Genomic DNA, 26,341 nt, shown 5'->3' with positions numbered 1-26,341 from the left:
GCCCGATGATCATGAATGACCTCGCCGCACCAGGGTTGACAGTGGACAAGGGGTTGCAGGCGCTGCTGGACACTGTCGCGCAGGACCCGACCGGCCCGCTCGCCGTCGGCGTCGCCGGCCCGGCCGGTCACGGAAAGACAGCGCTCCTCGCCGAGCTGGAGCGCATTCACCACCGCGCCGGGATCGCCGTCCGCACGACCGCCCCGGAGCCGGACGAGCCGGTCGACCCCGACACCGTGGTGCTCGTCGACGACGCGCACCTGCTCGACGACGCACGGACCGAGGCGCTGCTGCGTCTGGCCGCCGGCCGGCGACATCGGTTGGTGGTCGCCCACCGCCCGTGGCCCCGGTCAGCGGCGTTCAGTGAGCTGGTCGACGCCCTGCGGCGCGACGGGCAGGCAGTGCTGCTCACGCCGTTCACCCGGGAGCAGACCGCCGCCTATCTCGCCGCCACACCCGAGCTGGGCCGCGCCGCCGACCTGGTCGACTTCGTCCACACGCAGACAGCCGGCGTACCCCGGGACGTGGAACGGCTGGCCCACGGCCTGGTCGGCGCGGAGACCCGGACCGGCACCGTGGACCCACCCCGGTCCGTCATCCTCGAGTTCGGGCCGGACCTGGACGTCCAGCCCGCCGCGGTACGACGGCTGCTGCTCGCTCTCGCGGCCGGCGGGGCGCTGCCGGTGAGCATGCTCGGTGCGCTGCTGGGCCGGGACCCGGCGGGAGTGGACGAACTGATCGCCACGACCCGGGCGGCCGGGCTGCTCGGCGCGGACGGCCGGCTCGCACCGATCGTCCGGCGGGCCGTCGCGACGCTCAGCCCCAGCACCGAGCGGACAGCGGTCTGGCGGCGGCTCACCGAGTTGCAGCTCGCTCGGGGTGGCGCGGTGCTGCCGCTGGTCCGCTCGCTGCTCGCGGTCGGCGCGCTCGGCGACTGCCCGGCCGCGACACTGGCCGCCGCGGCGGACGAGGCGCTGGCCGACGAGCCGGCGTTCGCCGCGGAACTGTTCGCGGCGGCCACGGCGGCCGGGCAGCCACCCAACGCGCGGCAGGCGCTCGCCGCCGCGCTCGCCGGTGACCTCGACGACGCGCTTCGGCTGGCGGACCGACTCCTGGCCACTGCCGCTCCCCCGGAGCGCTCCGAGGCGGCAGTGGTCGCCGCCACCGCCCTGGCCCACCGTGGTCATGTCGGTCGCAGCGTCGAGTTGTTCCGGTGGTCGGGCACCGCCTCGGCGGCGGCGTTCGCCATCGTCGGCGGGCTGGCCACCGGTGACCCGGCCGCCCGCAGCGAGTCACCGGCGGGTGATCCGGCGGGTGAACCCCCGACCCTGCACGCCAGCGCCGCCCGACTGATGGCCAACGGTGTACGGGAGAGCGTGACCGGCCCGCCGACCGCCGCGCTGTCCGCGCTCGTGCAGGCCGCCGCGCTGCTGGAGCCGGACGGCCGGGCGGCGCTGCTGCCGGACAGCCCGGCTGCCCTCGCCGCGTTGACGGCCGTGCACTGCGGTGAGCTGGACATCGCCGAGCGGGTGCTGCACCGTGCCCTGGGCGCCGGTGTCGGTGGCCCGCTGATGGCCCGCCGCCACCGGCTGTTGCAAGCCTGGATCCTGATGGTCCGTGGCGAGATCCACGCCGCCGGTGAGCGGCTCGCCACAGTGACGCTCGACGGGCGACCACTGGAGTCACGCGACCAGCTCTTCGCCGCCGCGATCCGGATGGGCGTCGGCCGGCGCAACAGCGACCTCGGGGCGCTCAAGCGGGGTTGGGGGCAGGCGCTGGAGGCCGTGGTGCGGCACCCCGTCGACCTGTTCACACTGCTGCCGTTGGGTGAGCTGGCCATCGCGGGCGCGCGGCTGGGTGACCTGGCCCGGCTGGAGCCGTACCTGCACCAGGGGCGTGCGCTGCTCGACCGCCTCGACGACCCGCCACTGTGGAGTGTGCCGCTGCACTGGAGCGGGCTGCACGCCGCCATCCTGACCGGCGAGCCGACGATCGCCGACGAACACGTCGCCGCGTTGCTCGCCGCCGCCGGCCACAGCAGGTACGCGGCAGTGGTCGCCGCCGCCGCGGAGAGCTGGGTGGAGGTGCTCCGGGGGGTCGTCGACCCGACGCGGGTGGAGGCCGCCGCCCGAGGGCTGCACGACACCGGGTTGTGCTGGGACGGCGCCCGCCTCGCCGGGCAGGCCGCCATCCGCACCGCGGACCGACGGGCGATGACCACCCTGCTGGAGTGCGCCCGAGCGTTGCAGGGGCGGCCCTCCGGTGGGCAGAGCGAGCAGACACCGACGACCGGTGCGAGCACGGCACGGGTCGCCGGCCCGACGCAGCATGGTCTCAGCGACCGCGAGTACGAGGTCGCCGAGCTGGTGCTGGCCGGATTGACCTACCGCGAGATCGGCGATCGGCTCTTCATCTCGGCCAAGACCGTCGAACACCACGTGGCGCGGATGCGCAACCGGCTCAACTGCGCCAACCGCACCGAACTGCTGGCGCTGCTGCGCACCCTCGTCGCCGACCGGGCCAGCGACACGGCCGGGCAACCGTGGCCGCAGCGGGCGACCCGATGACCCGTAACGACGTTCGGCTGATCCGGACCAGGCTGGCCGTACTGGCCGCCGTGCTGGTCACGCTCTGGTCGTACGCGGCCTACGTGTCCAGCCAGGACGCCGTCGACCTGCTGCGCGTCCGGGCGCTGGCGGACACGCTGGGCCAGCCCATCGACCGCCTGATTCTGAGCCTGCAGACGGAACGCCGGATCACCGCCGAGACGATCGCCGGGGCGGGGCAGACGACGCCCGCGCTGGTCGGGGCCCGCGAAGGCACCGACCGGGCCGCCGCCGAGATCCGCGAGTTCACAGAGGGCCGCGACCTCCGGTTGCTCAGCGCCGGCACCGTCCGCGACCGGGCCGACGAGCTGGTCCGACGGCTCGACGGCCTGGGCACGACCCGATCCCAGGTGGACACCGGCCGGCTCGACCAGGGCACGGCAGTCGACGGGTACGACGAGGTCATCGACGTCGCCTTCCGGGTGTACGGCCCGGAGTGGGGCGCGTACGAGAGCGGGTTGGCCGCCGACACCCGCGCGGTGATCGCGCTGGCCCGCGCCCGGGAGTTGCTCGCCCGGGAGGACACAGTCGTCAGCGCGGCCCTGACCGCCGCACGACTCGGCGCCGACGAAAGGCGCCGGCTGACCGCACTGGTCAGCATCCAGCGGTACGCGCGCACCGAGGCCGCGGCCGGGCTTCCGCCCGACGGCCAGGCCGAGCATCAGCGCCTCGCGGCCCGCCCCGAGTTCGCGGCTCTGCTCGCCCTGGAGGACCGGCTGCTGCTCCAGGTCGGCACCGCCAACACCCTGGCCGGTCTCACCGTCCAGGACTGGCGGGGCGCGGCGGATGCCGCCCTCGGCGGGCTGCAGGCACTGGTGACGAACACCGCCCGCAGCAGCGTCGAGCGGGCCACCCCCGGTGCCGCAGTGCTCATCGCGCGTACCGGGGCCGTCGTGGGGCTCGGCCTCATCGTCGTGCTGGTGCTCCTGCTGAGTTGGGCGGGCACCGTCCGACGCCTGACCGACGAGCTGACCAGGATCGATGCCGACCCTCCGGCTCAGGCTCCGGTGCCGGACACGCCGGCCCCGGCCCAGGATCCGGCGACGCCGGGGGGTGACGCCGAGCGGGAGCTGTTCCTGGGGCTGACCCGACGCAACCAGGTCCTGCTGCGCGACCAGCTCAGCCTGCTGGACGGGATGCAACGTCGGGAACGGTCCACCGAGGAGACCGGCGAGCTGTTCCAACTCGACCACCTCACCACCCGGGTCCGACGCAACGTGGAGAAACTGATCACCCTGGCCGGCGCGACACCCGCCCGCCGCTGGCGACGCCCGGTGCCACTGCTCGACGTGGCGCGCGGCGCTGTCGCCGAGGTGCCGGACTACCACCGGGTCCTGATCGCGCCGCACTGGCCGTGGTCGCTCGCGGGGCCGGCCGTCACGGACGTCATCCACCTGTTGGCGGAGCTGATCGAGAACGCTCTGGCCTTCTCCGGGGCGGAGACCACCGTCCGGGTCAGCGGCGAACAGCGATCGCAGGGGTGTGCCGTCCTCGTCGTCGACGACGGGCCGGGGCTGGACGCCGCCGCGCTGGTCGAGGCGAACCACCTGCTCGGCAACCCGCCACCGGACGGCCCACCGGTGGGCCTCGCCGGCTGGTACGCCGCCGCCGTTCTGGCCGAGCGCTGCGGCGCCCACGTCTCGCTGCGCCCCAGCCGGCGCGGTGGGACCGCCGCCGTCGTGCTCCTACCCTCCCGGCTGATCACGGTCACCGACACCGGCCGCACACCGGCAGACGCACCACCCGACACCCCGTACCCACCGGCCCAGACCGGCACCGACCCCAGCGGCAACGGCGCGCTGCCGACGCGGGTCCGCCACCCCGGGCCGACCGGCCCGGAAAACGGCAGGACCAGCCTCGACACTGTTGAGTTGCCAGTTGCCAGAACAGCAAGGAGACAACAATGACGTCTGCAGTGGTCACCGAGGACGGCCTGACCGACGCCCTGAACGACCTTGTCGACCGGGTGCACGGCGCGGAGTTCGCCGTGGTGCTCTCACCGGACGGGTTGCCGCTCGGTGGCTCGCGGCGGGTGGGGGCAAAGCTGGCCGAGCAGATCTCCGGCGTGGTCGCCGGACTGATCGCGCTGGGGCTGGCCGCCACCCGGACCTGTGACGCGGGTCGGCTGCGCCAGGTAGTGGTGCAGATGTCGCGAGCGTTCCTGTTCATCGCCACCATCCCGAACGGGACCATCCTCACCGTGCGGATCGCCGGTGACGACGTCGAGGTCGGTGACATGGCGTACGAGGTGGCGCTCTTCGTGGGGCAGGCCGAGCAGCACCTGCCGATCACGCTGGGCCCGGCCTCCTCGGTGACGATCGGGGACACTGGTGCACACCAGCGGCACCACTGACGAGGCATGGTACGACGATGACGCGGGCCCGGTCGCCCGGCCCTACACGATGACCGGGGGGCGCACCGCGCCCGCACGCGGCCAGTTCGACCTGATCTCCCTGGTCGTCGCCCGGAGGGGAGTCACGCCTCCCACACCGCTCTTCCCCGAACAGGCGCGGATCGTCGAGCTGTGTCACCATCCAGTGTCGGTGGCCGAGGTGGGGGCCGAGTTGGATCTTCCGCTGGGGACGGTCCGGGTGCTGCTCGGTGACCTGCTCGCGGCCGGGCTGATCGAGACGCACGAACCGCCGATGCTGTCGGAGCTGCCGACCGAGGATCTGCTCGAGGCGATACTCGTCGGGCTTCGCGGGCTGTGACCGGGCAGGTGCCACCCGCGACCCGGACGGATCGTGGGCACGCACCCGGCGACGAACTGAAGGAGAAACTGGCAGTGCCGGCAACACCACCCCAGCCACGCCGTACCGTGGCGATCATCCTGCTGGATCGGGTCGTGGCCCTCGTCACGGCCGCGCGGCGGGTGCTCACCGGTCGGGAGGACGTCTCGCGGGCCACCTGGGTGGCCGTCGTCGCGGCGCTCGGGGTGCTGATCGCGACAGTCGTGTCAATCGTCGGGGTGCTGCGTACGCCGGAGAAGTTGACGCCGGTGACCCTCGACCCGCCGCCGTCGGTCGAGCAGGTGGGCGCGTCACCGTCCGCCACTCCCCGAGCACAGGCGCGACCGGCGCTCACCAGCCCGGCGGTGACCGCTTCACCGTCCGCCTCGGCCTCCTCGGTGCCACCGGCCGTCGCGTCGTCGACCCGATCTACGCCGACCGGTGCGACAGCCGAACCCACCCCGGCGGCCCTGGGCGCGGACTTCGCCATCACTGACAACGCCCTGCTCAGCTACGGCGCGACAGTGACGATCAGCAATCCCGGCTCGGTCCCGGCACCCGGGTGGACGCTTGTCGTCACCCTGCCCCGGGAGTCGCTGGGGGTCAGCGGGGTCGAGGGGGCGCAGGCCAGCCGGGACGGTGCGGTGTGGACATTCGTGCCGGACCCGAACACCGGCCAGGTGCCCGGCAACGCCTCGGTCCGTGTGACGTTCCGGGTCAATGGATCGTTGACCGGTTCCGCCCCCAAGGCGTGCACGATCGACGGGGTCGCCTGCTCCGGCCTGTCGGACTGACCAGTCCGGGACGCCCCGATCGGGCGCGGTACACCAGGCGTTCCGGAGGCCGCCATGCCTGATTGATCATCAGTTCGGGCGCGCTTCGTACCGTTCCGGCCATGACTGTCCTACAGACATCACCGTCGCCTCGCCGCGCCGGGTCGCGCCTCGGCGCCCTGCGAACCCGGGCCGCCGCCTCCGTCGCCGCTCTCGCCCTCACCGGCGCTGCCGTCGCGGTCGCCGTCGCGACCTCGTCGCCCGCCACCGCCGAGCCGGGCAGCGTCGTCGTCTCGGAGAACTTCTCGGCCGGGTCACTGCCCGCCGGTTGGCACGCTGTCGACGGCACCTGGAAGGTCGAGAACGGCCGACTGTACGGAACCTCCGTCAGCTCCAGCGAGAACAACAAGATCACCTTTGGTCGGCACCTGAACGACTTCCGCCTCGAGGCGACAATGCGCTTCGAGTCGGTCTCGGCCGCCACCCGCTGGGCCTCGCTCGGCATCGACGTTCCCGCCAGTGGCGCGACCCCCTGGTGGATCGCCACCATGCGCAGCGGCACCACCGCCGCCAACGGGCTCGAATTCGCCCAGCGGACCCCTGCCAACGCGTGGGTCGTGACGAACACCGCCTCCGCCCCGTCCGCCGCCGGCACCGGGCGGGACGTGCGCGTCGCCGTCGAGGTGCACGGCAACCAGGCCCGCTGGATCTTCGACGGGCGGGAGGCGATGCGGACCAGCAGCCTCCAGCGTTCCGCCGACGGCGTCCAGGGGCTCTTCGTCAACGGCGCGACAGTGTCGTACGACGACGTCACAGTCACCGAGCTGGCACCGAACGGCTACCTCCGCCCCGAGGGCAGCCCGTTCACAGTGATCGCCCACCGGGGCGCGTCCGCCGCCGCACCGGAGAACACCCTCGTCGCCCAGGAGATCGCCCGCAAGGGCGGCGCCGACTGGATCGAGAACGACGTCCAGCCGAGCAAGGACGGCGTCCCGTTCATCCTGCACGACGGCACCGTCGACCGGACCACCGACGGCACCGGCAACATCCGGGACCTGACCGCCGCGCAGATCAAGGCCCTCGACGCCGGCTCCTGGTTCGGCCCGCAGTACGTCGGCGAGCGGGTGCCCACCCTCGCGGAGCAGCTCGCCGACCTGCGGACGCGCGGTGGCAACCTGCTCGTGGAGATCAAGGGTAAGCACACCCGCGACGAGGTCGCCACGATCATCCAGGTGATCCGGGACGAGCAGATGATGGGCCGGGTCTTCATCCAGAGCTTCGAGGTCGACGCCCTGAAGTACACCTACGAGATCGCCCCCGAGCTGCCGCTCGGCCTGCTCCGCAGCACACTGGACGCCGACCCGGTGGCGATCGCGAAGGAGCTGCACCTGACCGCGTACAACCCGGACGGCAACGCGCTGTTGGCCAAGCCGGAGGTGCTCGCCCCACTGCACGCCGCCGGGGTCGCCGTGATGGCCTGGACGATGGACTCCGCCGGCCTGTGGCAGCGGTTGGAGCGGATCGGCACCGACGCGATCATCACCAACCGCGCGGCGGAGCTGGTCGGCTGGAACTCGGGGTTCGTCCAGCGGGCCTCCGCCGACCCGACCGTGCAGATCACCTCGCCGACCAACGGGGCGCGGCTGGACCGGGCGCAGTCCCCGGTGATCGCGGTCGCCGCGACCAACGCGGACACCGTCACCGTGACGCTGGACGGTAAGAAGTCGGCCGCCGGGCGCAAGCTCGACCTGGCCAAGCTGACCGCCGGCCGGCACACCATCACCACCGAGGCCACCGGGCCCGAGGGCACCGCCACCGCGACCAGCACCTTCACAGTGACGGTGAGCCAGGCCGGCCTCGGCTACCTGATCCTCACCTCGGGCGCGGACCCGGCCGCCGTCACGGCGATGACCACCAAGCTGGCCCACGCCCAGTACGCCGAACTGGCCACCTACGCCGACCGGCAGGCCGGCAAGCTGGTGCCGGCGGAGATCGCCAGCATCATCGCCGCTGACGCGCGCACCCTCGCCCTGAAGTAGCGGCTCGAAGGGTGGCGCTGGTCCGATGAGGGCCAGCGCCACCCTTCGTCCTCAGTGAACGGCGACGGGCGACTCGGCACGCTCACAGTGCTGTCGCACCAGCGGCAGCGCCGGGGCCAACGCCAGCGCCATGCACAGGCCACCGATCGGAAGCAGATCGAGGGTGACCACCGGCAGGACGATGCCGGCGAGGAGCAGCGGCACACTCCACCACGCCAGCCGCCGTCGGGCGGCGAGCATGCCCGTGAGCACGAGCAGGCCGACGAAGAAGAACTGGGGTACGACGTCGTAGAAGGCCACCTCCACGCCGGGGATGTCCTTGAATTCCGCGCCGAGCCTCGACATCTCCGCCCGGTCCTCGGCCAGCAGCCCCTCGACGATGTCCGCGCCGAACTGCACCATCGTCGCGGCGAGCCCGACCAACGTGAAGGCCACCACCCCGGTGCGCCCCGGACTGTGGGGCAGCAGGCGGGACAGCGCGAGCACACCCGGGACGAAGCACACCAAGCCGGCGAGGGCGACCAGGTGGGCGGCCTGCCAGTCGAGCCCGGGGCCGTACACCCCGTCGGATCGTGCCCACAGCCGGACCAGGCCGTAGGCGCCGAGGCCGACCGGGCCGGCGATCACGTAGAGCGCAGCGCGTTTCATGCCAGCCAGCATGTGGCTGCCGACGCCAGCAAACCTCCGGGAGGTTCCCTCGGGTCGCCCTGGCTTCCGTCTCAGGTCTTCCACCGAGCAACCCCGAGACCCCCACAGTCGACATCGGGGTGGCCCGTGCTCGCGGTGGCGCGCGCTCAGCTTTCGCTGATGAGGGGGGCGTAGTCGTCGCGGGTGAGCGGTCTGCTGGACAGGGAACCGTCGGCCCGGGGCACGCCGAGAGCCCTGCCGTCGCGCAGGAAGGCCACTGTGGAGATGTCCTCGCGGCTGGTGAGAGTGCAGACGATCTGCCCGAAGGCGAGGACCTCGTCGCTGCGACCGCCCACCTCTGCGGGTTCGTCCACCGCGACGAGGGCCTGCGTCCCTGTCACCGTCGCGCGGGCGGCGTTGACCGCCCCCGGCAACGCGCTGGTCAGATCGCCGTCCCGTTCGGCCCCGCTGGGCCCGGCGAGCAGGTGCCGCAACTGGTCCGCAAGGCTGGGTGCACTGTCGACCCGCCGGACCACGGGGACGATCCGGTTGTCCCGGACCAGGCAGAGCGTCTCGGCGGCGCTGCCGGCTGGTGCTGTGGTGTCGGCGGGAGCGGCGCTGCTCAGCGGCCCTCGTGGGGGCGGCACCGTGCGCGGGGTGTCGTCGGTGGGGATGCCGCATCCGGCCAGCAACACGGCGAGGGCCAACGGGGCGAGACGGCGGCGCCTCACGACAGGCTCTCCGGCAGGGTGACCCGGAAACAGGCGCCCCCGCCCGGACGGTCGGCGACGGTCACCTGCCCCGCGTGCGCGGCGGCGTGCTGGGCTACCAACGCCAGCCCCAGGCCGGTGCCGTCGCCGGCGCCACGGGTGTGGGCGGCTCGCCCGCGGACGAACCGGTCGAAGATCGCCTCGCGGTCCTCGACGGGAACGCCCGGACCGTCGTCGTCGACCTCGATGACGCCGCTGCCCCCGTCCCGGCCCAGGTGAACAGCAACCGGGCCACCACCGTAGGTGACGGCGTTGTCGAGCAGGTTCGCCAGGATCTGGGCGATCCGCCGCCGCTCGACCTGCCACGTCGGGGGCACGTCCGGTGCCAGGCGGACGAGGGCGCCCGGCAGGTCGTACGCGTCGCAGGTCTCCCGGGCAAGCTCCACCACGTCCACCGGGGCACGATGAGCCGGCTGGTCACTGCGGGCCAGGTCGATCAGGTCGTTGACGAGCCGTTGGAAACGGTCGATCTCGTCGGCGACGAGCCCGGCAGCGGTGGCCGTCCGTTCGTCCTGGTGTTCCCGACGGCGGGCCAGGACGCTGGCCGCCGCGGCGAGGGTCTGCAACGGGGAGCGCAGTTCGTGGCTGACGTCGGCGGCGAACCGGCGGTCCCGTTCGATGCGCAGGGCGAGACGGTCGACCATCTGGTTGAACGACGAGGAGAGGCGGGTGAGGTCACTGTCGGTGGCCGGGTCGAGCCGGGCGGTGAAGTCACCGGCGGCGATCTTCTCGGCCGCGTCGGCGACCGCTGTCAGCGGCCGTAACCCGTGCCGGGTGGCGTACCAGGCGAGGGTGGCGCCGGCTCCGGCGACCAGCACCGCGACGCTGGTCAGCGCGAGGGCCAGCACCCGGAACGTCTGCTCCAGCTCGCGCAGCGAGTTGACCTCGAAGTACGTCGCGGACGCGGACAGCGGCACACCGACCACCAGAGCCGGTTGCCCGTCGACACGGACACGCTGCACGGCCGGCTCCCCGGCGGAGACGACCCGGAGCAGTTCGTCGGGGATGGCGGCCGTGGTGCCGGGATCGGCGGCGCGGGCGTACCACTCGCCGTTGAGGTGCAGCACCGGTCGACGGCTTCCGCCGGTGTCCAACGACCGGAGCACCTCCACCACGTCCGGGGTGTCGGTGTCGAGGCCGGCGTGCACCACGGCGGCGTCGAAGTAGGCGGCCCGCAGGGCGATGCGTTCGCGGTCGTCGAGCAGGGACCGGCGGGTCAACTCGTAGGAGATCAGGGCCATCGACGCCGAGAGCAGAAGCGCGCCGACGGCGAACGCGGCGGTCACCCGGGTGCGCAGTCCGAGGCGTCTCATCGTTGCAGCTTGTAGCCCAGGCCCCGCAGGGTGACCAGGTGCCGGGGATTCGCCGGGTCCGGCTCGATCTTCTGCCGCAGGCGGCCGACGTGCACGTCGACGAGCCGTTCGTCGCCGCTGTCGTAGCCCCAGACCCGTTGCAGCAACTGCTGACGGGACAGCACCCGACCGGCGTGCTCGGCCAGCTCACAGAGCAGCCGGAACTCGGTGCGGGTGACAGTGACCTGTTGGCCGGCGCGGCGCACCTCCCCCGCCTCCGGACTGATCTCCAACTCCCCAAAGGCGACCGCCGGCACGGGCTCCGGCGCCGTGGTCGTGACCACCGGCCGGGCACGGCGGCGCAGAGCCCGCAGGCGGGCCGTCAGCTCCCTGATGGCCACGGGTTTGACCACGTAGTCGTCGGCGCCGGCTTCGAGGGCGGCGACGATGTCGTCGGTGCCGTCGCGGGCGCTGACCACCACGATCGGGACGTCGTCGTCACGGCGCAGCTGCCGGATGCACTCGAAGCCGTCGAGACCGGGCAGCATCAGGTCGACGAGCACGTAGTCGGCCGGGTGGTGACGTTGGGCGCGCAGGCCCTCCTCGGCAGTGGCCGCGCCGAGGGCGTCGTAGCCCTCGTCCTCGAGTGCGAGCAGCAGCGCGAGCCGGATGCGGTCGTCGTCCTCGATCACCAGTACGGCGGTCATGCCGGAATCATGCTCGGCGGACCGCCGGGCGGCCAACCGTGCCCGCCAGCCGGCGGTTTTGTCACACAACTGTCACAGAGCCTTGCAGTGACCGCCAACCCCGCGAAGCACGGTGGAGAGGAAGCGAAGGGGCGAGGAGAGAGGGGTACGGCAATGGCGACGCCGGTGCTGCCCGCGCGGTACACGCTGCCGCTGGTCGAGGTTCGCGTCACCGAACTCGATCTGGCCTGCCTGCCGGAGGTCAGCGCGGTGTTCGACCGACTGCTGGCACTGCGCCCCGCACAGGTGGTGCTCGACCTGTCCGACTGCCGGCACCTCGACGCCGCCGCCATCGGCCTGCTGCTCGACGTGCACCGGAGGCTGACTCGCGCCGACGCGGCCCTCACCGTCCGCGATCCGAACCCCCGGGTACGGCGCATCCTGCACATCACCCGCCTGGATCAGGTGCTCTCGATCGTGAGCGAGGAAGGACCAGCAGCATGACCGTCGTCCCGGACGAGTATCTGATGACCCTGATCTGCGACACCTGCGGCGAGACCATCCGCGGCACCGCCTGCGTGCTCCCCGACGCCGAGGTCGTCTGGACCCTGGTGGCCGAGCACGGCTGGAGCGGTTCCCCCTTCGCCACCGGGCCGCACCGCTGCCCGCACTGCAGCCTCCTGCCCGCCTCGACCGGTGGCCACGCGTCACGCGACGACCACGGTCCCGGCGGCATCCTCGGCATCGACCACCTCGACGGCACGACAGTCATCGCCGCCGCTGGTGACATCGACCTCGACACCGGCGAGAACCTGCGCACGGCCCTGCGGCACGTGGCCGAGGTGGGCGGGCACGTCGTGGTCGACCTGAGCCGGGTGCACATCATCGACTCGACAGGCCTCGGTCTGCTCGTGCGCGCCCACCGTGATGCCCGCGAACGCGGTGTCACACTCTGCCTCGCCGCGCCGTCGCGATTCATCCGCACCGTCCTGCACACCATGCGTCTGGACGGGGCTTTCCCGATCTTCGACAGCCGCGACGACGCCCTCGCCCAGCTCGCCGACGGTAGCGAGAGGACCCTCCCCGAGGCCCACGCGGTGGCCGTTCCCCGCTGAGGGCACTGGGCGAGCCAACCGGGTGGCGAGCATGTTTCATGCTGGAGTAATGATTCGTTTCGTACTGAATGTGCTGTGGCTCGTCTTCGGCGGTGGCCTCGTGCTGGCGGTCGGCTACGGCATCGCCGCGTTGATCTGCTTCGCCCTGGTCATCACCATCCCGTTCGGCGTCGCGTCGCTGCGCCTCGCGGTCTACTCGCTGTGGCCCTTCGGCCGCACAGTGGTGCCCAAGCCGGGCGCGGGCGTCGGCTCCGGCCTGGCGAACATCCTCTGGGTGGTGCTGGCCGGATGGTGGCTGGCGCTCTCCCACATCGTCGCGGGCATTGCCCTCTGCGTCACGATCATCGGGATCCCGTTCGGCATCGCCAACTTCAAGCTCGTGCCGGCCGCGTTCTGGCCCCTCGGCCGCGACGTCGTCGACGTGCACTGAACACGGAAAACGGGAGACACCCGGTCTCCCGCCACTTCTAACTTATACCGCACTGGGGGGCTTGCGGCAAGACCCCGTTTATGACGCAGAATCGTCGGCCGAGGCCAAATTCTGCCGAAATGGAAGTCATGAATTGGATTCCTTGCCTACCTCAGTGTTCGAACTTCCCGACCACCGCGCCCCCAAGGCCGACCCGGCGCTCATCGCCCACGACGAGCGGCACTTCGCGGCCATGGCACAGGGCCTCGCGCAGCTGAGCGCCGAGCTGTCCGACCGTCTGGACACCGCGCGTCGGGCGCCCGGCGGCAAGGGCCGACAGGCCGTCGATCGGGACGAGGAGGTCCGCCGGCTGACCGCCCGCCTGCGCTCGCTGAGCCGCTACGGACTGGACCTGTGTCTCGGCCACGTGGTCGAGGCGGACAACCCCGAGCCCGTGTACGTCGGACGTCGCGGTCTCACCGACAGCACGGGTCGGCGGCTGTTGCTCGACTGGCGCTCACCCGCCGCCGAGCCGTTCTTCGGCGCGACCCATGCCAACCCGATGGGCCTGGTGAGCCGCCGCCGGTACCGCTGGACCCGCGGCCGGATCAGCGACTACTGGGACGAGGTGTTCACCCCGGACGGATTCGTGGGGCACGCCGTCGCGCTCGACGACCAGTCCGCATTCATCGCCAGTCTGGGCAGCGCCCGGTCGGCCCGGATGCGCGACGTGCTCAGCACGATCCAGGCGGACCAGGACGCCATCATCCGGGCGGGGTCGGCCGGCGCCCTCGTGGTCGACGGCGGTCCGGGCACCGGCAAAACCGTCGTCGCCCTGCACCGCACCGCGTACCTGCTCTACTCCGACCCGCGCCTCGGTCAGCGCCGGGGTGGGGTGCTCTTCGTGGGGCCGCACCAGCCCTACCTGGCCTACGTCGCCGACGTCCTGCCCAGCCTCGGAGAGGAGGACGTGCAGACCTGCACCCTGCGCGACCTCGTCGCCGAGGGGGCCACCGCAACCGCCGACACCGACCCGGACGTGGCCCGGCTGAAGTCCTCGGCCGAACTGGTCCAGGCGATCGACGCCGCCGTCCGGTTCTACCAGGACCCACCGACCGCCCCGATGACGGTCCCGGTCGGCGACTCCGACGTCCGCCTGAGTGCCGACGACTGGGCCGACGCGTTCCAGGCGCCAGGCCCGGGCACCCCGCACAACGAGGCGCGCGAGGAGATCTGGGAGGAGTTGCTGACCATCCTCATCGACAGGTACGACGGCGAGGAGCCGGACGACGTGCTCCGCGACTCGCTGCTGCGTAACCGGGAGCTGCGGGCGACTGTCAACAGAGCCTGGCCGTTGCTCGACGCGGCCGATCTGGTGGGTGACCTGTGGTCGGTGCCCGCGTACCTGCGCAGGTGCGCGCCGTGGCTCAGCCCCGAGGAGGTCCGCAAGCTGCAACGCGACGAACCCCGGGCCTGGACCATGTCCGACCTGCCGCTGCTCGACGCGGCGCGGCAGCGGCTCGGCGACGCGGAGGGGTCGGGGCGCACCCGCCGACGTGACCCGGCCGCCGCCGTCGAACGCGAGCACATGGCCCGGGTCGTCGACGAGTTGCTCGCGGCCGACACCTACGACGACGGCGAGGGTCTGCTGGCGATGCTGCGCCAACCCGACCTGCGCGAGGTCCTGGTCGACGAGTCCGCGCTGCCGGACGCCGACCCGGACCTGCTGGCCGGCCCGTTCGCGCACATCGTCGTGGACGAGGCGCAGGAGCTGACCGACGCCCAGTGGCAGATGCTGCTGACGCGTTGCCCGTCGCGCAGCTTCACCATCGTGGGAGACCGCGCCCAGGCCCGGCACGGGTTCACCGAGTCGTGGCAGGAACGCCTCAAGCGGATCGGGCTCGACCAGGTCACAGTGGCGTCGTTGGGCATCAACTACCGGACGCCAGCGGAGGTCATGGCGCAGGCCGAACCGGTCATCCGGGCCGTGCTCCCCGACGCCAACGTACCGGCCTCCATCCGCGGCAACGGGCTTCCCGTCGTCCACGGACCGGTCGCCGACCTGCTGACGATCCTCGACACCTGGCTCGCCACGCACGCCGACGGGATCGCCTGCGTCATCGGCGACCCGACCTTCCCGCCCACGGCCCGGGTCCGGTCACTGAGCCCGGAGCAGGCCAAGGGGCTGGAGTTCGACCTGGTCGTCCTCGTCGACCCGGAAACGTTCGGCACCGGTATCTCGGGGGCGGTCGACCGCTACGTCGCGATGACCCGGGCCACCCAGCAACTAGTGCTCCTGACCAGCGGCTGAGGGGCTTGCCGCACATCGATCGGGGTCTAGTTGCCGAGCGTGACGTGCAGGATCCTCTCGTTGCTGTTGTTCGGGGTGCTGTCCTTGTCACCGACGTTGGTGGTGGTCAGCCACAGCCCTCCGTCGGGAGCCGGCTCCACCGTCCGCAACCGACCGTAGGTGCCACTGAAGTACGTCTGCACGTTCGTCAGGCTGCTGCCGCTGATCACCGCGCGGTACATCCGAGCGCCTCGGGCGCAGGCCACATAGAGCGCGTCCCGCACGATCGTGATGCCGGAGCAGGACCCTTCGGCAGTCGGATAGGTACGTGCCGGCGCGATGAACCCGGCCGTACCGCAGGCGCCGCTGGTGCCCTCGCACGCCGGCCAGCCGTAGTTTCCACCCTTGGTGATCAGGTTGGTCTCGTCCATTACCGAGTTGCCGAACTCCTGCTCCCACAGCCGGCCCTGCGAGTCGAACGCCAGCCCCTGCGGGTTGCGGTGGCCGTAGCTCCACACGTAGTTGCCGAACGGGTTGTCCGAGGGGACGGTGCCGTCCGGGTTGAGTCGCAGGATCTTGCCTTCGAGGCTGGACCGGTCCTGGGCGTAGTTGCCGTTCTGGGCGTCGCCGGTACTGGCGTACAGCTTGCCGTCCGGGCCGAACCGCAGGCGACCACCGTCGTGGTACTTGTTACGCCGAATGCCGCTGAGCAGGACCTGCTCGCTGGCGGTGTTGAGTCGCCCGTTCTCCAGCCTGATCCGGACGATGCGGTTGTCGCTCGGCGAGGTGTGCATGACGTACAGCCAGCGGTCGCTGGAGTAGCTGGCCGAGATGGCGAGCCCCAACAGGCCACCCTCACCGTCGGTGCTCTGCACGTTCGGCACCGTGCCCAGGTTGGTCTTGGCCCCGGTGGTCGGGTTGAGCTGGATGATGTCGTGCGCGTCGCGGCGGTTGTAGAGGACGCTGCCGTCGGGCAACGTCACCAGGCCCCACGGAATGTCGGTGTCGGTGGTGACCTGTCGCACCCCGCACACCGGGTTGGCGCACGCCGCACCGGTGGTCACCGTCGCGGTGCCGCTGCGCGACGAGGCGTTGTCCTGCGCGTCACGAGCCACCACGTAGTACTGGTAGGAGGTGTTCGCCGCCAGACCGCTGTCGGTGAACGTGGTCGCCGGCGGCGCGCCGGTGACCGTTCCCACCTTCGCGCCGGCCCGGTAGATGTCGTACGCCCGTACCCCGATGTTGTCTGTCGACGCGGTCCAGCGCAGCGTCACAGTGGTGCCCGACGCGGTGCCGGTGAGCTGTTGCGGCGCCGTCGGTGGCTGGCTGTCGGCCTGACAGGGCGGCGGAGTGATCGAGACGGTGGCGCTCGCCTGCGACACGTTGCCGGCGGCGTCGCGGGCGTTGACGTACAAGCCCCAGGTAGCCCCGGCCACCACTGTCAGGTTGGTGGAGAGCGTCGTGCCGCTCACCGACGTCATCAGCTGGCCGTCGTGGTAGATGTCGTAGAAGGCCACCGCCACGTTGTCCGTCGAGGCGTTCCACGCGAACGTCACCGAGTTGCAGGTCAGGCCGCTGACCCGTGGGCTACCCGGCGCCGTCGGCGGCTGACTGTCGGTGCTGCCGAGAGATGTCGTCCACCGCTGGTTGGACTGCCCGTTGCAGGTCCAGAGACCGACTGTGGTGCTGTTGGCGGTGCCCGCGCCGGACACGTCCAGGCACAGGCCGGACTGGACCCCGACGATGGTCCCGGAGGTGGTGATCCGCCAGCGTTGGTTGGCGCCGCCGGTGCAGCCGTTGATCTGCGCCGCGGCCGGGGCGGTGGTGTCCTGGCCGACCACGTCCAGGCACATCGTGTCGTCGTAGATCCGCAGCTCACCACTTGAGGTGAAGGTCCACGCCTGGTTGGCCTGGCCGTTGCAGTCGTAGATGTTGATGCCGGCACCTGCGGTTCTGACGTTGCCGACGACGTCCAGGCAACGGCCGCTGGCCACGCCAACGACTGTCGACGGCGCCGCGGCGGCCGCCGGCACACCGACGGCCAGGCTCAGCAGCGTCACCGCCGCCATCGCCACCGGCAACAGCCGCCGTCGTGGGCGTCGTGGGTTTCTCCGCGCGATGACTCGCATCAGTCCTCCAGGCTCAGGGCATCGACCGGCCCACCCAGACGACCACGCGCCCGACCACGCCGAACAGACACATCGACCATCAAAGATGCGATCGCCGCACATGTCAAACGATGTCCGCCGATCGGGGGCAAAACCACGGATCGGCGTACGCATCGCTCAACTACCCCGCAACGCCTCCCGGACGTACCGACGGGCGTGATGGATCCTGGACTTCAGCGTGCCGATCGGAATACCCAACTGCCCGGCGATCTCCTGATAGTCGAGCTGACACAGGTCGCGGAGCACGAGGGCCGTCGCCAGCTCCGGCCGGTGCGCCTCCAGCCGGTCCAGCGCGTCCAGCAGATCGAGGCGCGATCCGGCGATGACGCTCGTCGTACGGGGGTCGGCCACCTCGACGGGCAGCAGCGCGCTGGACCGCTCCGCCGCTCGTCGCCGCAGTGACCGGTAGGTCTGGCGGGCGCAGTTGGCGACCACCGTGTGCAACCAGGTGGAGAAGAGCGACCGCCCCTCGAACCGTTGGATGTGCCGGGCCACCTGCAACAACGCGTCCTGCGCCGCCTCCTCCGCGTCCTGCCGACAGGGCAGGAACCGCCCGCACTGCTCCAGCACCCGTGGACCGATCGCGGCCAGCAACGCGTCAAGTGCGGCGCTGTCGCCGGCCGCCGCGCGCCTCGCCAGTTCCTCGGTGTCAGATTCCTTCGCCACCCGCGCTCCCCCGCTCGTGGGCGTCACCGGAGTCCCGGTCCCCGGATAATACGATCGTGTCCATCCCGCCGCAGGTTGGCCGGTACCGCATCGCGCGCCCCGTCGGCGCCGGTGCGTTCGCCACCGTGTGGCTGGCGTACGACGACGAGCTGCACTCGCCGGTGGCGGTGAAGGTGCTCGCCGACAACTGGTCGCAGCGGGCCGACATCCGGGGGCGCTTCCGCCAGGAGGCCCGGTTCATGCGGCAGGTCGACTCCGATCACCTGGTCCGGGTGTTGGACATCGGCGAGCTGCCCGACGGCCGGCCGTACCTGGTGATGACGTACGCCGCCGGCGGCACGCTCGCCGACCGGTTGGGCAGCGGCCCGATGCCGGTGCGCGCGGCGCTGCGGATCGCCGCCGACATCGCCAGGGCGGTGGCGGTCCTGCACGACAGCGGCGTGCTGCACCGCGACCTCAAACCGTCCAACGTGCTGTTCGACCCCACCCCGGCCGGTGACCGGGTGTTGGTCGCCGACCTGGGGCTGGCCAAGACGCTCGCGCACGCGTCCGGGTTCACAGTGGTCGCCGGCACGCCCGCCTACATGGCGCCCGAGCAGCTCGTCCCCGGCGGAGGGATCGACGTGCGCGCCGACGTGTACGCGATCGGCGCGCTGACGCACCACATGTTGACCGGTTCGCCGCCCGGGCAGCCGGTGACGGCGGCACCCCGCGCACCCGCCGCCGTCGAGCGCGCCGTCCGCCGGGCCCTGCATCGCGATCCGGACCGCCGCTGGCCCACAGCGGCCGCGTACGCCGCCGCGTTGGAGGGTCTGCTCGCCAGCCGGCAGTTGGCGGCCCGCCCGCCGCCGCGGCGCATCCGCCGGTTCCTCGCCGCCGTCGGCACAGTGACCGCGACGTTGGTCATGGCCGGATCCGCCACCGCCGCCACCGCGCCGCACGGCTGGACCCGGGTGGCTGACACGACCGGCGCTGTCTCGGTGGCCGTTCCCAACGGCTGGGCGCGGCACCTGCGCGACGGCGGCTGGGACCCGGCGGTGATCGGCCTCGCCGACGGGCGCGGCCCCGGCCTGCTCGTCGGGGCGGATCTCAGCGTCTGGTCCGATGTCGACAGCGCGACGCCGGGGGTCTTCGTGGGAGTGAGCCCCGGGCTGCGCGCAGCGGAGCAGCCGGCGTTGCCCGATCACAGCGGGTGCACGGCCGCCGCAGGCCGGGCGGTCACCGCCGCCGCGTTCAGTGGCACCGTCCGCCACTGGGCGCGATGCGGTGGCGCGCAGACGTCGTTCAGCGAGGTCACACTGGTCGCGGCCACCGGCACCTTCGGCGTGTACGTCCAGGTCAAGCAGACCGACGGCGTCGACCGCACCGACGAGATCCTCGGCACCTTGCGGGTGGACACGTCGAGGGTCACTCAACGCTAGTACCGTTCCCAGTTCCCCGGGAAGTCGACCTTGCGCCACCGACGCGTCTCGGTGCCTCCATCGAGCTTGCGGACAGTGGCCTGCACAGTCTCGCCCACGACCCGATACGAGACGAACGTCATGACCCGGTCGCCGGACGGGCTGGAATTGTCGCCCAGGATGATCGGCCGTGCCTGCCGCTCTCGGCCGTCGTACGAGAGCTGAACCGGCACGAGGGCCTGCCGCCGTGCGGCGTCGGGGTTGCCCAGTTCGACGAGGACGAGCGCGTCCTCGGTCGACGGCGCGTTCGCTGGCTCCTCGGTGACGAACTCGGCATACACCGGCCGCGCCCCGTTCGGCAGGATTCGGCAGGGGATGTCGAAGCCGTTCGACCCGTTCCGGAACACCACGAAGTCGTCGGACTCGCCGCAGAATCTGAGATCGCGGATCACCGCGTTGGGCCAGTCGGTTCGCCTGATCTCGCTCACCGGCGCGGCCGGCCCGGAGGTGCGGGTGGCCGGAGCACCCGGGGTGGCGCTGCGGGTGGCCGGAGCACTCGGGCCGGCGCTGCCGGTCGCCGGAGCGCTCGACACCGACGGGCTCGGCGGGCTCGCGCTGGTGGACGGAGAGCCGGCGGGTCCGGCGTCGCCGCCGACCCGTTTCACCGGTGACGTGCAACCGGCGACGAACGTCAGGGTGAGCATCGCACCGACGAGCAGGTTGCCGCGCATGGGTGGTCCTTCCTCCGCGGGATCTGTCACAGAGTTCGATGCACCGGTACGGGCGATGGTTCACGCGACCGGGGCGGCACCTCCGCCCACCATCGGTGCACCCGCCCCTCCTCCTCAAGTCGTAAGCGCATTGCCGTCTCACGCCGGATGGCTCGGGGCGATCACTCGAACAGGCTTGTCCCAGGGCATCGGGTGACGCCTTACGGACCTGTTCCGGACACCCGTTCGCCTGGGAAGGCACTGGCAGACAATGCGCCCACTCTCTCTTCTCCCACCCCGTCCCGCGCGGCCTGTCGTCCGACTCGGCGCGGTGCTGGCGACCGCTGTCGTTCTCGCCGTGGGGGCGGCCGGCTGCGGCGCGCCCCCGCAGAATCCCGCACCGCACATCGGCGCTCCGGCGGCACCCGCCGCAGCGAGCGGGACGGGTTCCGCCCTGACCGACACCGACGTCAACGCCTGGCTCGACGGCCTGCTGCCAGCCGCGCTCGACCGTACCGGCATCGCGGGAGCCACCGTCGCCGTCGTGAACAACGGCAAGATCCTCACAACCCGGGGGTACGGGTACGCCGACACCGGCGCCGGCGGGAACGCGGCCGTACCTGTCGACCCGGACCGGCACCTGTTCCGGATGGGATCGGTGTCGAAGCTCGTCACCGCCACCGCGGTGCTGCAACTCGTGCAGAGCGGGAAGCTCGACCTCGACACCGACGTCACGACGTACCTCGACTTCGAACTGCCGCTGCGCTACGAGCGGGCCGTCACACTGCGGCACCTGCTGACGCACACCGCCGGGTTCGAGGAGCGGATCGCCGGCCTCATCGGCACCGACGGCGGCGACCTGAACCTCCGCAGGGCCCTGATGACCGACCCACCGGAGCAGATCTACCAGCCGGGCACCGTCCCCGCGTACTCCAACTACAGCAACGCGCTCGCCGGCTACATCGTCGAACGCGTCAGCGGGACGCGCTTCGAGGAGTACGTCCAACGCAACGTCCTGGACCGCGCGGGCATGCCGTCGTCGACCTTCGCGCAGCCCCTCCCGGCGGCGCTGGGCGACCGGATGTCCAACGGGTACGACACCTCCGCCGGGCCTGCCGCGCCGTTCGAGATCGTCGGCACGCCCCCGCCCGGTGCGCTGAGCGCCCCCGCGACGGACATGGCGCGATTCATGCTCGCCCAGCTCGGCGAGCCGGTGGGCTTCGCGCCCCTGCTGGACCAACCGACCCGTGAGCTGATGCAGCGGCCGGCACTCGACGCGACGTCGCTGGGCACGCTGGCCGACGGGCCCCGGATGACCCTCGGATTCTTCGCCGAGGACCGCAACGGCCACCGGATCCTCGGCCATGGCGGCGACACCAAGTACTTCCACTCCCACCTGCAGATCTACCCCGACGACCGGGCCGGCATCTTCCTGTCCCTCAACAGCAACGGCTCCGGCGCCCTCGACAGCCACGAGCTTCGCGAGTCGATAGTGAACGGCTTCGCCGACCGCTACTTCCCTGCCCGCGACGACCAGCCGACCGTCGGCGTGGACCCGGCGACCACCGCCAAGCACGCAGCGCTGGCCGTCGGCACGTACGAGTCCTCGCGAGCGATTCAGAGCAACTTCCTGACGGCGATCGGCCTGGTCGGTCGAACCACCGTCAGCGTCGCCGACGGTGACCGGTTGCTGGTGGAGCCGGGCCCGCTGTCGGACTCCCCCGCCATCTACGAGGAGGTGGCGCCCTGGGTCTGGCGCGAGGTCGGCGGGCAGCGCACGATCGCCATGCGGGCCACCGACGACCGGGTCGAGGCGATCAGTTTCGACTCCGCGTTCGCGTTGCTACCCGTCGAGTCGGCCCGCGCTTCCACTGTGGCCGTTCCGGTGCTGGCCCTGTCGACAGTCGTGCTGCTGCTCGCCGTCCTGTCCTGGCCTGTCGGCGCGATCGTCCGCCGTCGGTCGGGCAGTGCTCCTTGGGAGCGGGCGGGGCGTACCGCGCGGATCCTGAGCCGCCTCGCCGTCGCCGGCACGCTGCTCGCGTTCGCCGGCTGGGTGCTGAGCATCGGCAGCATCATGAGCCTTCAGGACGTTCCCGGGCCTGTCCTGCGCACCATTCAGGTGCTGCAACTGGTCGGTCTGCTCGGAGTGCTGCCCGCCGCGGTCCGGCTCGTCGACGACGTGCGACGCCACGTCGGCTGGCGGCGGATCGCCGGCAGCGGCCTGATCCTGTTGGCTCTCGCGGGCACGGGCTGGTTCGCCGTGGAGTTCCACCTGCTCGCGCCTAGCATCTCCTACTGACCCGCCCGACCCGGGACGATCCGGAGCAAGGATGCGCACCGCATGAGGGACCACACGGACACCGATTTCGGCACACGACGACTGACGAAGTGGCTCGACGGCCGGCTCACCCGGCTCGGGGTCACCGGAGTGTTCCACCGGGACTGCCTGCTGGCCGCGGCGCTGACCGTCCTGACGTTCGTACTGCTCACCGCGCTGTTCTGGTTCGTTGCACCGGAGGACGGGGTGTCGTTCGACAGGGCGCGGGCCTGGCTGCTCGTCGCCATCTGCTGCGCGCAGGCGATGCTGCTGTGCCTGCGTCGGGTCCGGCCACTGCTCTGCCTCGCACTCGTCGTCGGCCTCCAACTGCCCATCATCGGCTTCTCCCTGCCCGAGGCGACCATCCGGGGCCTCGCACTGTTCGTCGTGGCGTACACCGTCGGGTCGTTGCTGCCGGTTCGCCGTGCCCTGCTGGCCGTCGGCGCGGTAGTGGTCGCGGAGTCGATCGGGGCGGCCGTCGTGGTGACACCGGATCTGCTGACGGCCGTCGCGTACGTCTCGGCGAGCGCCCTGACCTACGCCGGCGCGACATTCGTCGGTGGCTACGTCGCCACCTATCGGCGCTACGTCGAGTTGGTCCGGGTGCGGGCGGACGAGGCGATCCGGGAGCAACGCACGAAGGTCCAGGCGGCGATCGGAGCCGAGCGTTCCCGGATGGCCAGGGAGTTGCACGACGTCGCCGCGCACCACCTCTCCGGCATGGTCGTGCAGGCGGCGGCGGTCGAGCGGCTGATCGACCGGGACCCGGCGGCAGCGAAGGCCGGTGTGGCCTGGATCCGCAGTCAGGGCAAGGAGACCCTGGACAACCTGCGCCTGGTCGTCGGTGTGCTGCGCGGCAGGCCCGGGCACGAGGGCGGCGACGGTGCCGCCCCGGTGCCGGGGCTGGGCATGCTCGACGACCTCGTCCGCACCGCGGGCAACCTCGCCGGCCCTGTGGAGTTCGTCCGGGAGGGCGAGCAACGCGAGGTGCCGCCGATCGCCGACGTCGCGCTCTACCGGATCGCGCAGGAGTCGCTCAGCAACGCCCGCCAGCACGCCCCCGGCGCTGCGGCGCGGGTGACGCTCCGCTTCGAGCCCCGCTCGGTGTCGCTGGAGGTGGTGAACGAACCCGCCACGCCGCGACGCGTACCGGCGGCACGGACCGGTGGCGTCGGCCTGGTGGGCATGCGTGAGCGCGCCCAGCTGATCGGGGCGACGTTCACCGCCGGCCCGACGGCGGCAGGCGGCTGGTCGGTCGCCGCGACACTCCCGACGAGCGGCCCCGCCGCGTTCCGTCCGAAGGAAGAGGCCCCCGCATGATCAGAGTGATGCTCGTCGACGACCAGGCCGTCGTCCGGGCCGGCTTCCGCGTCATCCTGGAGCAGTCCGGCGAGATCGAGGTCGTGGCGGAGGCGTCGAGCGGGTCCGCCGCGGTGGAGCTGGCCCGCCGGCTGCAACCGGACGTCATCTGCATGGACGTCCGGATGCCGCACGGCGACGGGCTCACCGCGACCCGGCAGATCGTCGCCGAGGCGACCGGGACGCCACCGGCGGTGCTGGTCGTGACGACCTTCGACCTCGACGAGTACGTCTTCGGCGCGTTGGAGTCCGGCGCCAGCGGCTTCATCCTCAAGGACTGTGAGCCCGAGGAGCTGATCGAGGCGATCCGTCGCCTGGCGAGCGGGTACGGCCTCGTCGACCAGGCCGTCACCCGTCGGGTGATCTCGGAGTTCGCCAGGCGTACGCCCGCTCCCCGCTCGGACGCGGCGGCGGCGCACCAGCTGACCGCGCGGGAGACCGAGATCGTGGAGCTGCTCGCACAGGGCCTGTCGAACGTCGAGATCGCCGAGCGGCTCTTCATCGAGACCAGCACTGTCAAGTCGCACCTCGGGCGGGCCATGGCCAAGATCGGCGCACGGGATCGACTACAGACCGTGGTGTGGGCGTACCAGAACGGGGTGGTCCACCGGTGACAGCGACCCTGGTCCCCTGCCTGGCGGCGGTGGGTCCACCCCCGGTCGAGAGTGGACATTGCCGGAGTACGATCCGGGCGTACCGCTGTGGTGACCTCCAGCTGACGACCCCTCGATAGGAGCCAGGCATGGCCGGCCCGGACCCCGAACTCGCCGCGAAGCTTCAGCCCGACGTGCCACACGCGGCACGGATCTGGAACTACTGGATGGGCGGCAAGGACAACTTCCAGTCCGACCGGGCGGCCGGCGACGCTGTCGCCGAGGTCTACCCGGAGATCGTCCTGATGGCGCAGCAGTCGCGCGTGTTCCTGGTGCGGGCCGTGCGTTACCTCGCTGCCGAGGCGGGCATCCGGCAGTTCCTGGACATCGGCACCGGCCTGCCCACCATGCAGAACACGCACGCGGTCGCCCAGGGCGTCGCGCCCGACTCGCGGATCGTCTACGTGGACAACGACCCGATGGTGCTGGTGCACGCGCGGGCACTGCTGGCCAGCACGACGTCGGAGGGTGTCACCACCTACGTCCCGGCCGACTACCACGACCCGGAGAAGATCCTCGCCGAGGCGGCGCAGACGCTCGACTTCGACCAGCCGATCGCCGTGATGTACATGGGCGTGATGGGCTACGAGCCCGACCTGGACGTAGTGCGCTCGATCGTCGGACGCACTATGGACGTGATGCCGTCCGGCTCGCACCTGGTGCTCTGGGACGGCACCAACACCAGCCCAGCGGTGGTCTCGGGTGCCGACCGGCTGGCGCAGAGCGGCGGAGTTCCGTACATCCTGCGCAGCCCGGAGGAGCTTGCGAGCTGCTTCGACGGGCTGACGATGGTGGAGCCGGGCCTGGTGCCGATCCCGCTGTGGCGACCGGAGGACTCCGACGCCGTCGGGATCGACGCCTACGGCGCTGTGGCCCGCAAGCCCTGACCGAAACGACGTCCGCCCCGCTCCCGCCATCGCGCCGGAGCGGGGCGGACGTCGTTCACCGCGCGCACGTCAGGGTCAGGCCGTCCGGCACCGCGCTGGTCGTCGCGAGCACACCGAACGTGGTAGCCCCGTCCAGCGCCAGCGTCCCGTTGTAGGAGGCGTTGCGAACTGTGACGTCGGAGCCGACCGTCTCGGCCACCCCACCCCAGGCCGTCTGGACCTGCTCGTCACCGGACCACGTCCAGGAGACGCGCCACTGGTCCAGCGGAAGCGTCCCGGTGTTGCGGACCGTTACCGTCGCGACGAAGCCGCTGCCCCAGCGGGCATCGATCGTGGCCGTGGCACGGCACGAGGCCAGCGAGGCGGTCCGGGCCGAGGCGATCACATAGGGATCGCGTCTTCCGTCGACGTCGGTGAACCGGTACCAGTACTCCGTGTCGGGCGTGAGCCCGTCGATGGTCACCGCACCGTTGCGCTCCGGCCCGGAGACACTTTCGGCGACCGCCGCCCGCCACTGTTGGGCGTCTTCCCGACTGGTGAAGAGGCTGACGGTCATTGGCGGGTCGTAGCCGCAGGGTGGGCGGAAGAAGATGAAGTACGAGACGGTCAGGCTCGTGGTGGTGACCCCGGTGACGCTGGCGCTGATCGGCAGGGCCGGCGGGCAGGCGATCGTGGGCGAGGGCAGTGGTGTGGGCGGGGGCGTCGACTCTGTGGTGCCGCTCGCCCCGCCCCAGACGGCGAGCGTCACTGTCGTAACGGCAAGGAACATGCGAAGCATCGGTACCTCCGGTGGGGACCGGGCACCGATGACCGAGGGGTGGACGGTGCCGCGCTCGGGTTTCCGG

23 protein-coding genes are annotated in these 26,341 nt (G+C 71.7%); 15 read left to right on the top strand and 8 right to left on the bottom strand.

Annotated elements, in window-relative coordinates:
- Positions 1–5: 5 nt before the first annotated feature.
- The 6 genes from AB0C19_RS26460 to AB0C19_RS26435 all read left to right on the top strand — a co-directional run bounded on the left by AB0C19_RS26460 (position 6) and on the right by AB0C19_RS26435 (position 8,147).
- A complete protein-coding gene (locus tag AB0C19_RS26460) occupies positions 6–2,567 on the top strand; it encodes a LuxR C-terminal-related transcriptional regulator (protein ID WP_357189614.1) in 2,562 nt (853 codons plus the stop codon).
- On the top strand, positions 2,564–4,513 hold the full coding sequence (locus tag AB0C19_RS26455; protein WP_357189612.1) for a nitrate- and nitrite sensing domain-containing protein: 1,950 nt from the start codon (positions 2,564–2,566) through the stop codon (positions 4,511–4,513). Before AB0C19_RS26460 ends, AB0C19_RS26455 begins: the two co-directional genes overlap by 4 nt.
- Positions 4,510–4,959, top strand: a complete 450-nt coding sequence (locus tag AB0C19_RS26450) for a roadblock/LC7 domain-containing protein (RefSeq protein WP_145795838.1) — start codon at positions 4,510–4,512, stop codon at positions 4,957–4,959. The genes AB0C19_RS26455 and AB0C19_RS26450 overlap by 4 nt, the downstream gene beginning before the upstream one ends.
- Complete coding sequence (locus AB0C19_RS26445; protein WP_091399588.1) at positions 4,937–5,317, top strand: DUF742 domain-containing protein; 381 nt, start codon at positions 4,937–4,939, stop codon at positions 5,315–5,317. The genes AB0C19_RS26450 and AB0C19_RS26445 overlap by 23 nt, the downstream gene beginning before the upstream one ends.
- A gap of 74 nt (positions 5,318–5,391) precedes the next feature.
- The gene (locus AB0C19_RS26440; RefSeq protein WP_357189610.1) at positions 5,392–6,129 is read left to right on the top strand and encodes a cellulose binding domain-containing protein; all 738 of its coding nucleotides are present in this window, start codon (positions 5,392–5,394) and stop codon (positions 6,127–6,129) included.
- Positions 6,130–6,230: 101 nt separating this feature from the next.
- Positions 6,231–8,147, top strand: a complete 1,917-nt coding sequence (locus tag AB0C19_RS26435) for a glycerophosphodiester phosphodiesterase family protein (RefSeq protein ID WP_357189608.1) — start codon at positions 6,231–6,233, stop codon at positions 8,145–8,147.
- 51 nt (positions 8,148–8,198) lie between these two features.
- Here AB0C19_RS26435 and AB0C19_RS26430 read toward each other — a convergent pair whose 3' ends face one another.
- From AB0C19_RS26430 to AB0C19_RS26415, 4 genes are all read right to left on the bottom strand, one after another.
- A complete protein-coding gene (locus AB0C19_RS26430; RefSeq protein WP_357189607.1) occupies positions 8,199–8,795 on the bottom strand; it encodes a hypothetical protein in 597 nt (198 codons plus the stop codon).
- Between the two features lie 146 nt (positions 8,796–8,941).
- On the bottom strand, positions 8,942–9,505 hold the full coding sequence (locus AB0C19_RS26425) for a GerMN domain-containing protein (protein WP_357189605.1): 564 nt from the start codon (positions 9,503–9,505) through the stop codon (positions 8,942–8,944).
- Complete coding sequence (locus tag AB0C19_RS26420; RefSeq protein WP_357189603.1) at positions 9,502–10,857, bottom strand: HAMP domain-containing sensor histidine kinase; 1,356 nt, start codon at positions 10,855–10,857, stop codon at positions 9,502–9,504. Before AB0C19_RS26420 ends, AB0C19_RS26425 begins: the two co-directional genes overlap by 4 nt.
- Positions 10,854–11,543 carry a response regulator transcription factor gene (locus AB0C19_RS26415; protein ID WP_357189601.1) on the bottom strand — a complete coding sequence of 230 codons (690 nt, stop codon included), beginning with the start codon at positions 11,541–11,543 and terminating at the stop codon, positions 10,854–10,856. The genes AB0C19_RS26420 and AB0C19_RS26415 overlap by 4 nt, the downstream gene beginning before the upstream one ends.
- Positions 11,544–11,696: 153 nt before the next feature.
- Here AB0C19_RS26415 and AB0C19_RS26410 point away from each other — a divergent pair, with 153 nt between their 5' ends.
- From AB0C19_RS26410 to helR, 4 genes are all read left to right on the top strand, one after another.
- On the top strand, positions 11,697–12,026 hold the full coding sequence (locus AB0C19_RS26410) for an STAS domain-containing protein (RefSeq protein ID WP_357189599.1): 330 nt from the start codon (positions 11,697–11,699) through the stop codon (positions 12,024–12,026).
- On the top strand, positions 12,023–12,637 hold the full coding sequence (locus tag AB0C19_RS26405) for an STAS domain-containing protein (RefSeq protein ID WP_357189597.1): 615 nt from the start codon (positions 12,023–12,025) through the stop codon (positions 12,635–12,637). Before AB0C19_RS26410 ends, AB0C19_RS26405 begins: the two co-directional genes overlap by 4 nt.
- Positions 12,638–12,686: 49 nt before the next feature.
- Positions 12,687–13,067 (top strand): YccF domain-containing protein, encoded by a 381-nt coding sequence (locus AB0C19_RS26400; RefSeq protein ID WP_357189596.1) that lies wholly within the window; start codon positions 12,687–12,689, stop codon positions 13,065–13,067.
- 154 nt (positions 13,068–13,221) lie between these two features.
- The gene (helR, locus tag AB0C19_RS26395) at positions 13,222–15,357 is read left to right on the top strand and encodes an RNA polymerase recycling motor ATPase HelR (protein WP_357189594.1); all 2,136 of its coding nucleotides are present in this window, start codon (positions 13,222–13,224) and stop codon (positions 15,355–15,357) included.
- 26 nt (positions 15,358–15,383) lie between these two features.
- Here helR and AB0C19_RS26390 read toward each other — a convergent pair whose 3' ends face one another.
- Both AB0C19_RS26390 and AB0C19_RS26385 read right to left on the bottom strand, forming a co-directional pair.
- A complete protein-coding gene (locus AB0C19_RS26390) occupies positions 15,384–17,465 on the bottom strand; it encodes a PQQ-dependent sugar dehydrogenase (protein ID WP_357189592.1) in 2,082 nt (693 codons plus the stop codon).
- A 156-nt stretch (positions 17,466–17,621) separates the two neighbouring features.
- The gene (locus AB0C19_RS26385) at positions 17,622–18,170 is read right to left on the bottom strand and encodes an RNA polymerase sigma factor (protein ID WP_357189590.1); all 549 of its coding nucleotides are present in this window, start codon (positions 18,168–18,170) and stop codon (positions 17,622–17,624) included.
- Positions 18,171–18,226: 56 nt separating this feature from the next.
- Here AB0C19_RS26385 and AB0C19_RS26380 point away from each other — a divergent pair, with 56 nt between their 5' ends.
- Positions 18,227–19,591 carry a serine/threonine-protein kinase gene (locus tag AB0C19_RS26380; RefSeq protein WP_357189588.1) on the top strand — a complete coding sequence of 455 codons (1,365 nt, stop codon included), beginning with the start codon at positions 18,227–18,229 and terminating at the stop codon, positions 19,589–19,591.
- Here AB0C19_RS26380 and AB0C19_RS26375 read toward each other — a convergent pair.
- Complete coding sequence (locus AB0C19_RS26375; protein ID WP_357189586.1) at positions 19,588–20,301, bottom strand: hypothetical protein; 714 nt, start codon at positions 20,299–20,301, stop codon at positions 19,588–19,590. The genes AB0C19_RS26380 and AB0C19_RS26375 overlap by 4 nt on opposite strands.
- A 310-nt stretch (positions 20,302–20,611) precedes the next feature.
- Here AB0C19_RS26375 and AB0C19_RS26370 point away from each other — a divergent pair, with 310 nt between their 5' ends.
- The 4 genes from AB0C19_RS26370 (at position 20,612) to AB0C19_RS26355 (ending at position 25,496) form a co-directional block, all read left to right on the top strand.
- Entirely contained in the window at positions 20,612–22,579 is a 1,968-nt protein-coding gene (locus AB0C19_RS26370; RefSeq protein ID WP_357189584.1) for a serine hydrolase domain-containing protein, read from the top strand.
- A 42-nt stretch (positions 22,580–22,621) separates the two neighbouring features.
- Positions 22,622–23,917 carry a histidine kinase gene (locus tag AB0C19_RS26365; protein ID WP_357189582.1) on the top strand — a complete coding sequence of 432 codons (1,296 nt, stop codon included), beginning with the start codon at positions 22,622–22,624 and terminating at the stop codon, positions 23,915–23,917.
- The gene (locus AB0C19_RS26360; RefSeq protein ID WP_357189580.1) at positions 23,914–24,570 is read left to right on the top strand and encodes a response regulator transcription factor; all 657 of its coding nucleotides are present in this window, start codon (positions 23,914–23,916) and stop codon (positions 24,568–24,570) included. Before AB0C19_RS26365 ends, AB0C19_RS26360 begins: the two co-directional genes overlap by 4 nt.
- A 128-nt stretch (positions 24,571–24,698) precedes the next feature.
- Positions 24,699–25,496, top strand: coding sequence for an SAM-dependent methyltransferase (locus tag AB0C19_RS26355; RefSeq protein WP_357189578.1), 798 nt, complete (start codon positions 24,699–24,701; stop codon positions 25,494–25,496).
- Between the two features lie 55 nt (positions 25,497–25,551).
- On the opposite strand, the gene AB0C19_RS26350 is transcribed toward AB0C19_RS26355, so the two are convergent.
- Complete coding sequence (locus AB0C19_RS26350; RefSeq protein WP_357189576.1) at positions 25,552–26,274, bottom strand: cellulose binding domain-containing protein; 723 nt, start codon at positions 26,272–26,274, stop codon at positions 25,552–25,554.
- Between the last annotated feature and the right edge of the window lie 67 nt (positions 26,275–26,341).

It is taken from the genome of Micromonospora sp. NPDC048842 (genome assembly GCF_040649935.1).
GTDB classification, from domain to species: domain Bacteria; phylum Actinomycetota; class Actinomycetes; order Mycobacteriales; family Micromonosporaceae; genus Micromonospora; species Micromonospora hortensis.
The sequence above is the reverse complement of the archived record's forward strand: the minus strand, read 5'-3'. Positions and strand labels throughout refer to the sequence as shown.